At 37.9% G+C, this 13,010-nt stretch carries 25 protein-coding genes; all 25 read right to left on the bottom strand.

Annotation, left to right across the window (positions count from 1 at the left end):
• Positions 1–16: 16 nt before the first annotated feature.
• A complete protein-coding gene (locus ACQV2T_RS00470; protein WP_428873272.1) occupies positions 17–820 on the bottom strand; it encodes an energy-coupling factor transporter transmembrane component T family protein in 804 nt (267 codons plus the stop codon).
• Positions 813–1,718, bottom strand: coding sequence for an energy-coupling factor ABC transporter ATP-binding protein (locus ACQV2T_RS00465; protein ID WP_428873270.1), 906 nt, complete (start codon positions 1,716–1,718; stop codon positions 813–815). The genes ACQV2T_RS00470 and ACQV2T_RS00465 overlap by 8 nt, the downstream gene beginning before the upstream one ends.
• Positions 1,688–2,527: an energy-coupling factor ABC transporter ATP-binding protein gene (locus ACQV2T_RS00460; protein WP_428873269.1), complete on the bottom strand. Its 840-nt coding sequence runs from the start codon at positions 2,525–2,527 to the stop codon at positions 1,688–1,690. Before ACQV2T_RS00460 ends, ACQV2T_RS00465 begins: the two co-directional genes overlap by 31 nt.
• A 247-nt stretch (positions 2,528–2,774) precedes the next feature.
• On the bottom strand, positions 2,775–3,155 hold the full coding sequence (rplQ, locus tag ACQV2T_RS00455; protein ID WP_258436808.1) for a 50S ribosomal protein L17: 381 nt from the start codon (positions 3,153–3,155) through the stop codon (positions 2,775–2,777).
• 23 nt (positions 3,156–3,178) lie between these two features.
• Entirely contained in the window at positions 3,179–4,123 is a 945-nt protein-coding gene (locus ACQV2T_RS00450; RefSeq protein WP_428893094.1) for a DNA-directed RNA polymerase subunit alpha, read from the bottom strand.
• A 73-nt stretch (positions 4,124–4,196) separates the two neighbouring features.
• Complete coding sequence (gene rpsK, locus ACQV2T_RS00445; RefSeq protein WP_090289495.1) at positions 4,197–4,589, bottom strand: 30S ribosomal protein S11; 393 nt, start codon at positions 4,587–4,589, stop codon at positions 4,197–4,199.
• 25 nt (positions 4,590–4,614) lie between these two features.
• Positions 4,615–4,968, bottom strand: a complete 354-nt coding sequence (gene rpsM, locus ACQV2T_RS00440; protein ID WP_428873267.1) for a 30S ribosomal protein S13 — start codon at positions 4,966–4,968, stop codon at positions 4,615–4,617.
• Between the two features lie 22 nt (positions 4,969–4,990).
• Entirely contained in the window at positions 4,991–5,104 is a 114-nt protein-coding gene (rpmJ, locus tag ACQV2T_RS00435) for a 50S ribosomal protein L36 (protein WP_006908512.1), read from the bottom strand.
• Between the two features lie 23 nt (positions 5,105–5,127).
• Entirely contained in the window at positions 5,128–5,346 is a 219-nt protein-coding gene (gene infA, locus ACQV2T_RS00430) for a translation initiation factor IF-1 (RefSeq protein ID WP_090289497.1), read from the bottom strand.
• A gap of 25 nt (positions 5,347–5,371) precedes the next feature.
• Positions 5,372–6,025, bottom strand: a complete 654-nt coding sequence (locus ACQV2T_RS00425; RefSeq protein WP_428873266.1) for an adenylate kinase — start codon at positions 6,023–6,025, stop codon at positions 5,372–5,374.
• Between the two features lie 35 nt (positions 6,026–6,060).
• The gene (secY, locus tag ACQV2T_RS00420) at positions 6,061–7,353 is read right to left on the bottom strand and encodes a preprotein translocase subunit SecY (RefSeq protein ID WP_428893093.1); all 1,293 of its coding nucleotides are present in this window, start codon (positions 7,351–7,353) and stop codon (positions 6,061–6,063) included.
• Positions 7,353–7,793 (bottom strand): 50S ribosomal protein L15, encoded by a 441-nt coding sequence (rplO, locus tag ACQV2T_RS00415; protein WP_428873262.1) that lies wholly within the window; start codon positions 7,791–7,793, stop codon positions 7,353–7,355. Before rplO ends, secY begins: the two co-directional genes overlap by 1 nt.
• A gap of 31 nt (positions 7,794–7,824) precedes the next feature.
• A complete protein-coding gene (gene rpmD / locus ACQV2T_RS00410) occupies positions 7,825–8,004 on the bottom strand; it encodes a 50S ribosomal protein L30 (protein ID WP_428873260.1) in 180 nt (59 codons plus the stop codon).
• An 11-nt stretch (positions 8,005–8,015) separates the two neighbouring features.
• Positions 8,016–8,519 (bottom strand): 30S ribosomal protein S5, encoded by a 504-nt coding sequence (gene rpsE, locus ACQV2T_RS00405; RefSeq protein WP_428873259.1) that lies wholly within the window; start codon positions 8,517–8,519, stop codon positions 8,016–8,018.
• A gap of 20 nt (positions 8,520–8,539) precedes the next feature.
• Positions 8,540–8,896, bottom strand: coding sequence for a 50S ribosomal protein L18 (gene rplR / locus ACQV2T_RS00400; RefSeq protein WP_428873258.1), 357 nt, complete (start codon positions 8,894–8,896; stop codon positions 8,540–8,542).
• A 51-nt stretch (positions 8,897–8,947) separates the two neighbouring features.
• Positions 8,948–9,484: a 50S ribosomal protein L6 gene (rplF, locus tag ACQV2T_RS00395; RefSeq protein WP_428875090.1), complete on the bottom strand. Its 537-nt coding sequence runs from the start codon at positions 9,482–9,484 to the stop codon at positions 8,948–8,950.
• 31 nt (positions 9,485–9,515) lie between these two features.
• Positions 9,516–9,914, bottom strand: coding sequence for a 30S ribosomal protein S8 (gene rpsH / locus ACQV2T_RS00390; RefSeq protein ID WP_428873254.1), 399 nt, complete (start codon positions 9,912–9,914; stop codon positions 9,516–9,518).
• Between the two features lie 34 nt (positions 9,915–9,948).
• Positions 9,949–10,134: a type Z 30S ribosomal protein S14 gene (locus tag ACQV2T_RS00385; protein ID WP_428873252.1), complete on the bottom strand. Its 186-nt coding sequence runs from the start codon at positions 10,132–10,134 to the stop codon at positions 9,949–9,951.
• Positions 10,135–10,148: 14 nt separating this feature from the next.
• Positions 10,149–10,691 carry a 50S ribosomal protein L5 gene (gene rplE / locus ACQV2T_RS00380; protein ID WP_428873250.1) on the bottom strand — a complete coding sequence of 181 codons (543 nt, stop codon included), beginning with the start codon at positions 10,689–10,691 and terminating at the stop codon, positions 10,149–10,151.
• Positions 10,692–10,711: 20 nt separating this feature from the next.
• A complete protein-coding gene (gene rplX, locus ACQV2T_RS00375) occupies positions 10,712–11,017 on the bottom strand; it encodes a 50S ribosomal protein L24 (RefSeq protein WP_428873248.1) in 306 nt (101 codons plus the stop codon).
• 26 nt (positions 11,018–11,043) lie between these two features.
• Positions 11,044–11,412, bottom strand: a complete 369-nt coding sequence (gene rplN, locus ACQV2T_RS00370; RefSeq protein ID WP_090289509.1) for a 50S ribosomal protein L14 — start codon at positions 11,410–11,412, stop codon at positions 11,044–11,046.
• A 31-nt stretch (positions 11,413–11,443) separates the two neighbouring features.
• The gene (gene rpsQ / locus ACQV2T_RS00365; RefSeq protein ID WP_428873246.1) at positions 11,444–11,707 is read right to left on the bottom strand and encodes a 30S ribosomal protein S17; all 264 of its coding nucleotides are present in this window, start codon (positions 11,705–11,707) and stop codon (positions 11,444–11,446) included.
• A 25-nt stretch (positions 11,708–11,732) separates the two neighbouring features.
• Positions 11,733–11,927, bottom strand: coding sequence for a 50S ribosomal protein L29 (rpmC, locus tag ACQV2T_RS00360; protein WP_090289511.1), 195 nt, complete (start codon positions 11,925–11,927; stop codon positions 11,733–11,735).
• On the bottom strand, positions 11,917–12,351 hold the full coding sequence (gene rplP, locus ACQV2T_RS00355) for a 50S ribosomal protein L16 (protein WP_258436790.1): 435 nt from the start codon (positions 12,349–12,351) through the stop codon (positions 11,917–11,919). The genes rpmC and rplP overlap by 11 nt, the downstream gene beginning before the upstream one ends.
• A gap of 2 nt (positions 12,352–12,353) precedes the next feature.
• Positions 12,354–13,010 (bottom strand): 30S ribosomal protein S3, encoded by a 657-nt coding sequence (rpsC, locus tag ACQV2T_RS00350; RefSeq protein WP_428875089.1) that lies wholly within the window; start codon positions 13,008–13,010, stop codon positions 12,354–12,356.

Genomic DNA, 13,010 nt, shown 5'->3' with positions numbered 1-13,010 from the left:
AGATTGTAGTTTTAAATTAAATATAAAACCGAATAGTTAGAATGATTACGGTGATTAAAATCATGACAATTAAAACAATCACGTCGTTGCGATCATAATCTAAGTAACGGTACTTTGTTCGCCCCTCAGCACCATGATACCCACGTGATTCCATGGCCGTAGCTAGTTCCTCTGCTCGATTAAAAGCGGAAACAAATAGTGGAACAAGTATAGGAACAATTGCTTTCATCCGTTCCATCATAGACCCTTCATCAAAATCCACTCCTCTTGAACGTTGAGCATTCATTATAGTTTGAGCCTCATCTAAAAGTGTCGGTACATAACGTAAGGCAATTGACAACATTAAGGCTACTTCATGCGATGGAAATCCAAAATGTGTTAAAGGACGCAACAGATGTTCAATACCATCAGTTAACTCAAGCGGAGCAGTTGTTAAAGTTAAAATGGTTGACATCATAATAATTAAGAACAAACGCATAAAGATATAAAAGCCGCCTAATAATCCTAGCGATGTAATCGAAATGGGTCCCCAATTAAAATAAACCTGTCCTCCTGTTGTAAACAATATCTGAAAAATGACCGTAAAAAGAATAATCCATAGCATAGGCTTTAATCCCTTAAAGAAAAAACTAAGCTTCAACCGACTCAATTTGATGCCTATTAACAATACTAGAAATAAAGTTCCATATCCTACTACATTATTTGCAAAAAAAACAAGTAAAATAAAATAGAAAGTAGCAATCAATTTAGTGCGAGGATCGAGCGCATGAATCCATGAATCAATTTGAATATAGCGACCGATTAATATCTTATCATTCATTAGCGCTAGCCTCCCAATCATTTTGTTGATGATTAATGTCAATTAGAATCTCTGCTAGTTGTTCTACTGTTAGAGGAGATTGCTTAATTTTTTTCATGAGATCTTCAGGAATTTTATCATCTAATAAATCAATAAACGCTAAAGTCTGTGGTAAACCTAATTGCTTTTCTCTCAACCATTCGGGATCAGAGAATACTTCTGAAGGAGTTCCTTGCTTAACAATCTGGCCATTTTCCAAAACCACCACATTATCGGCATACTTGGCCACATCATCCATCTGATGAGTAACTAATACGAGAGAAAGATGATAGTCCTTTTGCAATTGCATAAACATTTCCAGCATGGTGATTTGTCCCAGTGGATCCAGACCAGCCGTTGGCTCATCTAAAATTAAAACTTCTGGTTGCAATGCCAGTACACCGGCGATAGCAACTCTCCGCATTTGACCTCCACTTAAATCAAATGGTGACCGCTCAAAAAGTTCTTCATCGATTCCCACTAAACTTAGCATATCACGGGCAATTCGCTCGGCTTCTTCTTTAGAAACACCAAAATTTTGTGGACCGAACATAACATCTTTTAACACTGTTTCTTCAAAGAGTTGACTTTCGGGAAATTGAAAAACTACACCGATTTTTTTTCTTAGTGCTTTAAGGTTTTTATCTTTTGATTCGGATGTGATCACCCGACCGTCAATAATCAATTTGCCCCTAGTTGGTTTTAATAAGACGTTTAGGTGTTGGATAAGGGTAGATTTACCTGATCCTGTATGACCTATAATAGCTGTGACTTTTCCTTGTGGGATTTCTAAATCAATCCCTTTAAGTACAGGAACTTCAAAGGGGGTTCCTGGCGAATAAGTGAAATCTACTTGTTCAAATACGATTGAGATAGCCATTCTGCCATTTCCTCCTCTGTTAAGTAGTAGTCTGGGACATCCATTCCCTTTTCTTTTAGTTGCAAACGTAATTTCTCAGCAAAAGGAAGATCTAAACCCATTTCAATTAGGGATGTACCCATAGAAAAAATGTTAGCAGGAATATCTTTATAAATTACTTTTCCTTCTTTTAAAACGATGATTTGATCAGCTAGACTGGCTTCATCAATATCATGAGTAATGGAAATGACCGTCAATCCATACTTTTCTTTGATTTCTCGAACGACTTCGACCACTTCTTTACGTCCTAAAGGATCCAACATAGCCGTTGATTCATCCATGATGATAATGTCTGGACGTAAAGCAACAACTCCAGCAATAGCAATTCTTTGTTTTTGCCCACCTGAAAGTCTTGCTGGCTCTTTTTTTAAGAAATCAAGCATTCGGACTTGTTGAACAGCTTCTTTTACGCGAACTTTCATTTCTTCACGATTGACCCCGTTATTTTCAAGACCGAAGGCCACGTCATCTTCGACAGTCGCACCGACGAATTGGTTATCAGGGTTTTGAAAGACCATACCAACTGATCGACGAATATCCCAAACAGTCTCTTCTTGTAACTTCATGCCTTTAACGTATATTTCTCCTTCGTAAGGCACTAGAAGACCATTAATCGTCTTTGAAAGAGTAGACTTGCCCGATCCATTCGGACCAATGAGCGCTACCCATTCCCCTTTATTGATACTTAAAGAGATATCCTTAATAGCGTCTTTCTCGGCGCCAGGATACTGAAAAGAAACTGAATCGATTCGGATAATTTCTTCTTTCATTATTGTCTCCTTAAAAGATATTCTTATATTAATAGTTAAAGTCGTTTGCTTTCCTTAACTATTAATACAAGTTTTATGTATAAAAAAAACACTTGAAGATGATAGCAGGATTGAGATTAGAAATTCGGCTAATCCCAATCCACCAATTATATTGGTTGCTATAGAGCTAGACTCCTCGATTATCTCTTGAAATCATAACACTCTCCATCATCAAAGTGAATTAGTCAACTTAAGAAATAGCGTTATCTTAAACTAGCTCTAAGATAACCATCGGTGCACCGTCGCCACGACGAGGACCTTTCTTAAGGATACGTGTGTATCCACCATTACGTTCAGCGTAACGCTCAGCATAAGTATCAAACACACGATTTAATACAGTCTCAACCACTACCTCATCACCTTCGATACGAGCATCTGCAATTTCATTGCGTAAGAATGCTGCTGCACGACGACGAGAAGCTAAATCACCTTTTTTACCCAGAGTGATCATTTTATCAACTGTCTTACGAACTTCTTTAGCGCGGGCTTCAGTTGTTTCGATACGCTCGTTGATAATCACATCTGTCGTTAAATCACGTAGTAAAGCCTTACGTTGTGAACTCGTACGACCTAATTTACGATATGACATTCAGTTTCCTCCTTTACTCTCTACTAGTCTTCTTCACGTAAGCTTAATTCTAAACCAGCTAATTTATTTTTCACTTCATCTAATGACTTACGGCCGAGGTCACGAACCTTCATCATTTCAGCTTCGGATTTATTAGTTAGCTCTTGAATTGTATTTATTCCGGCACGCTTTAGACAATTATAAGATCGAACAGACAGATCAAGTTCTTCTATCGTCATGACAAGAACTTTTTCTTTTTCTGCTTCTTCTTTTTCTACCATAATTTCAGTATTACGTGCTTCATCATTCAAATCTACAAAGATATTTAAATGTTCAGTTAAAATTTTTGCAGCTAAACTTAGAGCTTTTTCTGGACTTATTGACCCATCGGTCCATATATCCAATGTAAGCTTATCATAAATATTTCGCTGTCCAATCCGAGTATTTTCAACTTGATAGTTTACTTTTTTGATTGGAGTGTAGATCGAATCAATCGGCAATACACCAATTGGTGTATCTTCTCGCTTATTATGTTCACTTCGAACAAATCCACGACCATTTGACACATTCATTTGCATATTCAATTGAGCACCTTCTGCTAAGGTACAAATATACAAGTCAGGGTTTAGGATTTCGATTTCATTATCATGAATAATATCTGCTGCTGTTACTGTTTTAGGACCTGCAACATTTAATTCGATCACCTTATCTTCTTCTGTATGTGTATTGAAAGCTACTTCTTTTAAATGCAAAATGATGGTTGGAACGTCTTCAACCACACCTTTTATTGTAGCAAATTCATGAACTACGCCTTCAATTTGAACACTTGTAATCGCTGATCCTGGTAATGAAGATAACAAAATTCTACGTAATGAATTTCCAAGGGTTGTTCCATAACCACGTTCAAGTGGCTCAACGACAATTTTACCATACTTAGCATCGTCACTGATTTCAATCGTTCTAATATCTGGTTTTTCAATTTCGATCATCGATTATTTGCCCCTTTCAAAACGTTTGTCGCGATGATAATTTCGTTTCTAAACGGATTCTACACAATTATCATTATACACGGCGACGTTTTGGTGGACGGCATCCGTTGTGTGGAATTGGTGTAACATCACGAATAGCTGTAACATCTAATCCAGTTGCTTGTAATGAACGGATTGCAGACTCACGACCTGAACCTGGACCTTTAACAGTTACTTCGACTGTCTTCATGCCATGATCCATTGCTCCTTTAGCTGCAACCTCAGATGCCATTTGCGCTGCAAATGGAGTTGCTTTCTTCGAACCACGGAATCCAAGTGATCCAGCTGATGACCATGAAACAGCATTTCCATTCACATCAGTGATCATAACAATCGTATTGTTAAAGGTTGAACGAATATGAGCAATTCCTTTTTCAATATTCTTTTTAACACGACGACGACCTCTACGTGCTTGTTGTTTTGCCATGAATTTTAACCTCCTTTGTTAAGTTCTATCTAATTGGTTTCTTAGGACCTTTACGAGTACGTGCATTATTTTTAGTGTTTTGTCCACGTACAGGTAAGTTACGACGATGACGGATACCTCTTAATGAACCAATATCTTGAAGACGTTTGATGTTCATGCTGACCTCACGACGTAAGTCTCCTTCAACACGAATCTTATCAATGATTTCACGGATACGATCCAATTCGTCGTTCGTTAAATCTTTTACACGTGTATCTTCAGAAACATTTGCCTCTTCTAAGATTTTCTTAGCAGTTGAGTTGCCGATACCGAAGATATACGTTAAAGAAATAACCACACGTTTTTCGCGGGGAATATCTACTCCTGCAATACGAGCCATGCAATTTCCTCCTTCTTAATTATTATCCTTGACGTTGTTTGTGTTTTGGATTTTGACAAATCACCATAACTTTTCCTTTACGGCGAATAACTTTGCATTTTTCACAAATTGGTTTTACTGATGCTCTAACTTTCATTATACTCCTCCTTATTTCGTAGACTACTTAAAGCGATAGGTAATGCGGCCACGAGAAAGGTCATAAGGGGATAATTCAACAGTGACTTTATCTCCAGGTAGAATACGGATATAATTCATACGGATTTTACCAGAGACGTGTGCTAATATTTCATGACCATTCTCAAGTTCTACCTTGAACATAGCGTTCGGTAGAGTTTCCATAATAATACCTTCTACTTCAATTACATCATCTTTTGCCATTCACTTACCTCCTATGGACGAAGTTTTATAATTTACTTAACACTTCTTGAATCTTGCTATAAACTTGATCGATAGAATTTTCTCCACTCACTCGGTGCAACAATCCAAGTTCTTCGTAATAAGCTAGAATTGGTTGAATCGATTCCATTTGGAGATTAATACGATGAGCAACTTTTTCAGGTTTATCATCTTCACGTTGATAGAAGTCATGAGCGCCACATGAATCACATGTGTTCTCTACTTTTGGTGGATTATAAATCTTATGGTAACTCGCTCCACAAGATCCACAGATAATTCTTCCACTTAAGCGTTCTTTTAGAACTTCAGGAGCCACATCAATGTAAATAACGGCATCGATTTTAGAATCGAGGCTTTCAAGGTTGTCACTTAAAGCGCGGGCTTGTTGTAAAGTTCTTGGATAGCCATCCAACATAAAGCCATTTTCTTTTACGTCGCTTTGATTTAAACGTTCTTTAACAAGTCCGTTAGTAATTTCATCTGGAACGAGATTACCATTGTCGGTATATGATTTCGCCTCTAGTCCTAGTGGCGTCTCATCTTTAATCGCTTGCCTGAATATATCGCCAGTAGCAATATGGACAACCGGATAGTCTCGAGTAATTTGTTCACTCTGAGTTCCTTTACCAGCCCCAGGTAAACCCATTAATAATATATTCATTAATTAATCATCCTTTATATTTGTCTATTACGCAATTATAAATTCAAGAAACCTTGATACCGACGTTTAATCATACGACCTTCAATTTGCTTAGCTGTTTCAATCGCTACTCCAACTACAATTAGCAAACTTGTACCTGACAAAGCAATATTAGCGGGAACTTTCCAAATGAAGCTCACGACAATTGGTAATAGTGCAATCACTGTTAAGTAAATTGAACCTACACCACTCAAGCGATTAATTAAACGAGTAATGTAATCTTCAGTATCTTTTCCTGGCCGTACACTCGGAATATATGCAGCTTGTTTCTGTAAGTTTTCAGCTACCTTTTCTGGATTCACTTGAATTAATGAATAGAAGAAGGTGAATGCGATTAAAAGAATTGTATAGAATACCGCACCATACGGATGCTGAATGTTTAATACCTTGCTAAGTAATTCCATCACGCCACCTTCAGGATTTGGATTAATTAAACCGATAATCGTTTGAGGCGTAGTTAAAAATGATGTCGCAAAGATGACTGGAATAACTCCAGCAGAGTTAATTTTTAGCGGCAAATGCGCCATATGTCTAGCGCCAGATACTTTTTTGGAGTGGTGGATCGGGATGCGACGCTGAGCCCTTTCCATTATGACGACAATGGTTGTCATAACAATAAGAGCTAGAACAACTCCTAAACCAATTAGAATATTGATTCCCAATTTGTCGCCAGCTCCAATGATCATCGTATTCACAAAAGCGACAACTTCCTGTGGAATTTGTGCTAGAATACCTGACATAATTAAAATAGAAATCCCATTACCGACACCCTTACGTGTAATTTGTTCACCTAACCAAACGAGTAACATGCTGCCAGCTGTTAAGACAAGAGCAATTGTTAAATAGGTGGAAGGTTGTGGATTCTTAATTAAACCTAAACCGGACATACGGTTTAAACCATATGAAAGACCAGCTGATTGGATATAGCCTATGACTATGGCTAAGTATATCGTCCACTGGTTTAATTTACGTCGTCCCACTTCACCTTGCTTGGCCCATTCAGTAAACTTTGGAATAATATCCATTTGTAAGAGTTGAACAATAATGGAAGCTGTAATATAAGGCGAGACTCCCATAGCAAACAGTGAATACCGGCCTAAGGCTCCTCCACCAAATGTGTTTAAGAGCCCCAAAAGACCATTACTTGCTATTGAATCTAAAACTTTCGCATTTACTCCTGGCATAGGGATATGCGATCCTAATCTAAAGATTGCTAAAATAAACAAGGTGAAAAGAATTCTTCTTCTAACATCTCGCGAACTAAAAGCATTCTTAATAAATATGAACATTAGATCACCTCGATTGAACCGCCAGCTGCAGTAATAGCTTCCTCTGCAGTTTTAGAGAACTTGCTAGCTTGAACAGTCAATTTTTTCTCTAAGTTACCCTCACCTAAGATTTTTACTCCTGATAATTCTTTTTTAATAACACCTGATTCAATCAATAAAGCCGGTGATACAACGGTTCCCTCGTCGAACATATTTAATGTCTCAAGATTAACAATTGCATAGTCTTTACGATTAACATTAGTGAAACCACGTTTTGGTAAACGTCTGAATAGAGGTTGTTGTCCTCCTTCAAATCCTAACCGTACACCGCCACCTGAACGCTGTTTATGTCCGCCTTGTCCACGACCAGCTAATTTACCGTTACCTGAACCTTGTCCACGACCTACACGGTTACGTTCCTTGCGCGCACCTTCAGCGGGTTTTAATGTGTGTAATTTCATATTGGCACCTCCTTATACTAGTATACTAGATTTAAGCTTCTTTTACTTCTACTAAGTGACTAATTGTTTGGAGCATTCCACGAATAGCTTCATTATCAGGTTTTATAACGGTTTTATAAGTTTTTGTTAACCCTAAAGCTTTGGCAGTAGCTACATGATTCTTTTTACGACCAATTAGGCTACGTTTTAAAGTGATTTCTAAGTTTGCCATGGACTTTCCTCCTAACTTAATAATTCTTCTACTGTTTTACCACGCAATTGAGCCACTTCTTCAACCACTTTTAGTTGCTTCAAAGCTTCAACAGTCGCGCGAATCATATTAATAGGTGTATTAGAACCTAATGATTTAGAAGTTACATCAGCAACACCTGCTAATTCCATAACGGCACGAACAGGCCCTCCTGCAGCAACTCCAGAACCGGCTTGTGCTGGTTTAAGCAGAACGCGTCCACCACAGAATTCACCGATAACTTCATGAGGAATCGTTGTTCCTGCCATTGGGACAGTTACTAGGTTTTTCTTAGCCGCTTCGATTGCCTTACGAATTGCTTCTGGAACTTCTTGAGCTTTACCGGTTCCAAAACCAACGTGTCCTTCTTTATCTCCAACAACTACAAGTGCTGAGAAACGTAAACGACGTCCACCTTTTACAACTTTAGTTACTCGGTTAATCGCTACTACACGTTCTTCAATTTCACCTAAATTTTCTGGTTTAATATTAACCATCGATCGGTTTCCTCCTTTTCTTAAAATTCGAGTCCATTTTCACGTGCAGCTTCAGCTAAGGCTTTAACACGTCCGTGATAGATATATCCGCCACGGTCAAATACTACGACTTTAATTCCTTTTTCAGCAGCGCGTTCAGCAATTAATTTTCCAACAGCAGAAGCTTGTTCTGTTTTACTTGCCTTAGCTACTGACTCATCTTTACTAGAGGCACTTGCTAGCGTCACACCCGCTACGTCATCAATTAATTGAGCGTAGATGTTTGTATTTGAACGAAATACGTTTAAGCGTGGGCACTCAGCAGTACCAGAAATCTTATTACGAATACGATTATGGCGTTTTTTACGCGACTTATTTTTATCTGGTTTAGTAATCACAATGGTCACCTCTTTAATTTAATTTTGAATTTAATTTGATAAATAATTCGATTATTTACCAGTTTTACCTTCTTTGCGAATAACATATTCATCAACATAACGAATTCCTTTGCCTTTATATGGTTCAGGTGGTCGAATGCCACGAATATTAGCTGCTAATTCGCCAACTTTTTCTTTATTATAACCGTTAACAATGATTTGTGTGTTTGAAGGAACTTCAAATGATACACCTTCTGAAGCTTCAAACTCAACCGGGTGTGAAAGACCTACGTTTAGAACTAACTTAGTACCTTGTAATTGAGCACGATATCCAACACCAATTAATTGAAGTTCTTTTTTAAAGCCTTCAGAAACACCAACAACCATATTATTAATTAAAGAACGGGTTGTTCCATGTAATGAGCGATTTACTTTTGAATCGTTTGGACGGCTAAATGTAATCTCTGATTCATTAATTTCAATCTTGATGTTTGGACTAACTTCTCTAGTTAATTCACCTTTTGGTCCTTTGACAGTCACTGTATGACCATCCATTGAAACGGTTACGCCAGCTGGAATTGTTACGGGATTATTTCCTATACGACTCACAGGGGCTGCACCTCCTTTAATTTTATAAGTTTTACCAAATATAAGCTAACACTTCGCCACCAATACCTTGTTGACGAGCTTCTTTATCTGTTATCACACCATTTGATGTTGAGATAATTGCAATCCCTAAACCATTTAGTACTTTAGGAATATCTTCTGACTTAGCATAAATACGTAATCCTGGTTTAGAAATACGCTTGATACCAGTAATAACCTTTTCATCATTACGGCCATACTTCAAGAAGATAGTGATTTCATTTTGTTTGTTATCTTCAGTGATTTCAAAGTTTTTGATGAAACCTTCTCTTTTTAAGATTTCAGCAATCGCAACTTTAGCATTTGAAGAAGGTGCAGATACTATTTTATGTCCTACACTGTTTGCATTACGAATTCTTGTTAGAAAATCTGCAATTGGATCTGTCATTGCCATGTGGATTTACCTCCTTTGATTAATTATATATTTCTTACCAGCTTGCTTTTTTAACGCCTGGAATTTGTCCTTTATAAGCAAGTTCGCGGAAGCAAATACGGCAAAGCTTGAACTTACGGTACACAGAGTGCGGACGACCACAACGTTCGCAGCGAGAATACTCTTGAACCTTGAACTTTGGTTTGCGTTGGTTTTTAATTCTCATTGATGTTTTAGCCAAAGATAATGCCTCCTTTATTTCTTGAATGGCATGCCTAATTCTTTTAGAAGGGCATGTGATTCTTCATCAGTGTTTGCAGTAGTTACAACAACAATGTCCATTCCACGTACTTTATCTACATTATCGTAACTAATTTCCGGGAAGATTAATTGTTCTTTAACACCTAGTGTGTAGTTACCACGACCGTCGAATGCACGGCTTGAAATCCCTTGGAAGTCTCTTACTCGTGGTAGTGCGACCGAGATTAATTTATCTAAGAAATCATACATTCTTTCGCCACGTAAAGTTACTTTTGCACCAATTGGCATGCCTTCACGTAAACGGAAACCAGCGATTGATTTCTTAGCTTTAGTAATGATTGGTTTTTGCCCAGAAAGTAAAGTTAATTCATCCACTGCTTTTTCTAAGTTTTTAGCATTTCCAGTTGCGTCACCCACACCCATGTTGACTACGATTTTCTCAACTTTTGGGACTTGCATAATTGAAGAATAATTAAATTGCTCTACCAATTTTGGGGCAACTTCATTAAGATATTTTTCTTTTAAACGATTTGTCATTTAAAGTTCCTCCCTTCTAATTAATTGATAGTTTTATCTGATTTTTTAGCAAAACGAACTTTTTTGCCATCTTCAAAGCGGTAACCTACACGACTTGCTTCGCCAGTTTCTGGATCCACTAATTGAACATTTGATACATGAATCGCTGCTGGGAATTCTTCAATTCCACCAGTTTGTGTTTGACTTGGCTTACGATGTTTCTTCGCAATGTTAATTCCTTCTACAACAACTCTATCTTCACTTGGAATACTTTTAATAACCGTACCTTGTTTCCCTTTATCTTTACCAGAAATCACAAGGACTTTATCTCCTGTTTTAATACGCATGAACTGTTTCCTCCTTTTTCTTAAAATTACAGAACTTCTGGAGCTAATGAAACAATCTTCATGAAGTTGTTATCACGCAATTCACGTGCAACTGGTCCAAAGATACGTGTCCCACGTGGGCTCTTATCGTCTCGAATAATTACACATGCATTTTCGTCAAACTTAATATAAGAACCATCCTTACGGCGAGCTCCTGATTTAGTTCGAACGATTACTGCTTTAACAACATCACCTTTTTTGACAACTCCACCTGGCGTTGCGTGTTTAACCGTTGCAACGATGACGTCGCCTATATTAGCTGTTTTGCGCCCTGATCCGCCTAACACTTTAATTGTCAACACTTCACGAGCTCCTGAATTATCAGCAACTTTTAATCGACTTTCCTGTTGAATCATTTCGTTATCCTCCTTCCGATTTTCGCAATTATTAGATAATTACTGCTTCTTCAACAATTTCTAATAAACGGAAGCGTTTCGTAGCAGATAATGGACGAGTTTCCATGATACGTACGATGTCGCCTTCTTTAGCTTGATTTAACTCATCATGAGCTTTATATTTCTTAGAATATTTTACACGTTTACCGTATTTAGGATGAATTTTACGTGTGTCTACTTGCACAGTAATGGTTTTGTCCATTTTATCTGACACTACACGTCCTTGGTAAACTTTACGTTGGTTACGTTCAGTCATTTAATATGTGCCTCCTTTGTCGTTTTTACTTAGACAATTCTTGCTCACGCAAGACTGTTTTTATGCGAGCAATAGATTTACGTACTTGACGTAAACGGGCAGTGTTTTCTAATTGTCCTGTTGCTAATTGGAATCGAAGGTTAAACAATTCTTGCTTGAATTCTTTTTCTTTTTCAACCATTTCAGCAGTGGATAATTCTCTTATTTCATTAATTTTCATTCGATTCACCACCATATTCTTCACGTTTTACAAATTTTGTCTTGATTGGCAATTTATGGGAAGCTAAACGGAAGGCTTCTCTAGCGATCTCTTCGCTCACACCGTCAATTTCAAATAGAACTTTTCCACGTTTTGTAGGTGCTACCCATCCTTCGGGTGCCCCTTTACCTTTACCCATACGAACACCAATAGCTTTACTTGTATATGATTTATGAGGGAAGATCTTAATCCATACTTTCCCACCTCGTTTCATATAACGTGTCATAGCGATACGGGCAGCTTCGATTTGACGGTTGGTAATCCAACCTGTTTCTGTAGCTCTTAGACCGTATGATCCAAAGTCAACTTGCTTTCCACCTTTTGCTTCTCCGCGCATTTTACCACGGAATTCACGACGGTGTTTTACACGTTTAGGTACTAACATGATTAATTTCCTCCTCTCTGAGAGTTATTTTTAGTTGGTAAGATTTCACCACGACAAATCCATACTTTCACTCCAAGTTTTCCATATTGAGTGTCTGCTTCTTCCCAAGCATAATCAATATCAGAACGTAGCGTATGTAATGGAACTGTTCCTTCAGTATAGTGCTCAGTTCTTGCCATATCCGCACCATTTAAACGGCCAGAAACCATCGTTTTAACTCCTTTAGCGCCAGCTCTCATCACACGTTGGATGGCTTGCTTTTGAGCCCGACGAAATGCCACACGGTTTTCTAATTGTTGAGCGATATCTTCTGCAACTAATTTAGCATCTAATGCTGGTTCTTTAATTTCAACAATGTTTAATTGAACTTGTTTGCCGGTTAATTTATTTAGTTCAGCACGTAATACGTCGACTTCTGATCCACCTTTACCAATTACCATACCTGGCTTAGCTGTGTTAACAGAAACTACAACGCGGTTTGCTGCACGTTCAATTTGAATAACGGATACAGAGGCATCAGCTAATTTCTTGTAGAGATACTCACGAATCTTGATATCTTCGTGTAAATAGTCTGCATATTGCTTGTCTGCGTACCATTTAGTATCCCAATCGCGGATGATGCCAACTCGCATTCCAATCGGATGTACTTTTTGACCCAT

Source organism: Facklamia sp. P13069, from assembly GCF_050409405.1.
Classification (GTDB): Bacteria; Bacillota; Bacilli; order Lactobacillales; family Aerococcaceae; genus Facklamia.
Note: the sequence above shows the minus strand (reverse complement) of the source record. Positions and strands in the feature narration are given on the sequence as shown.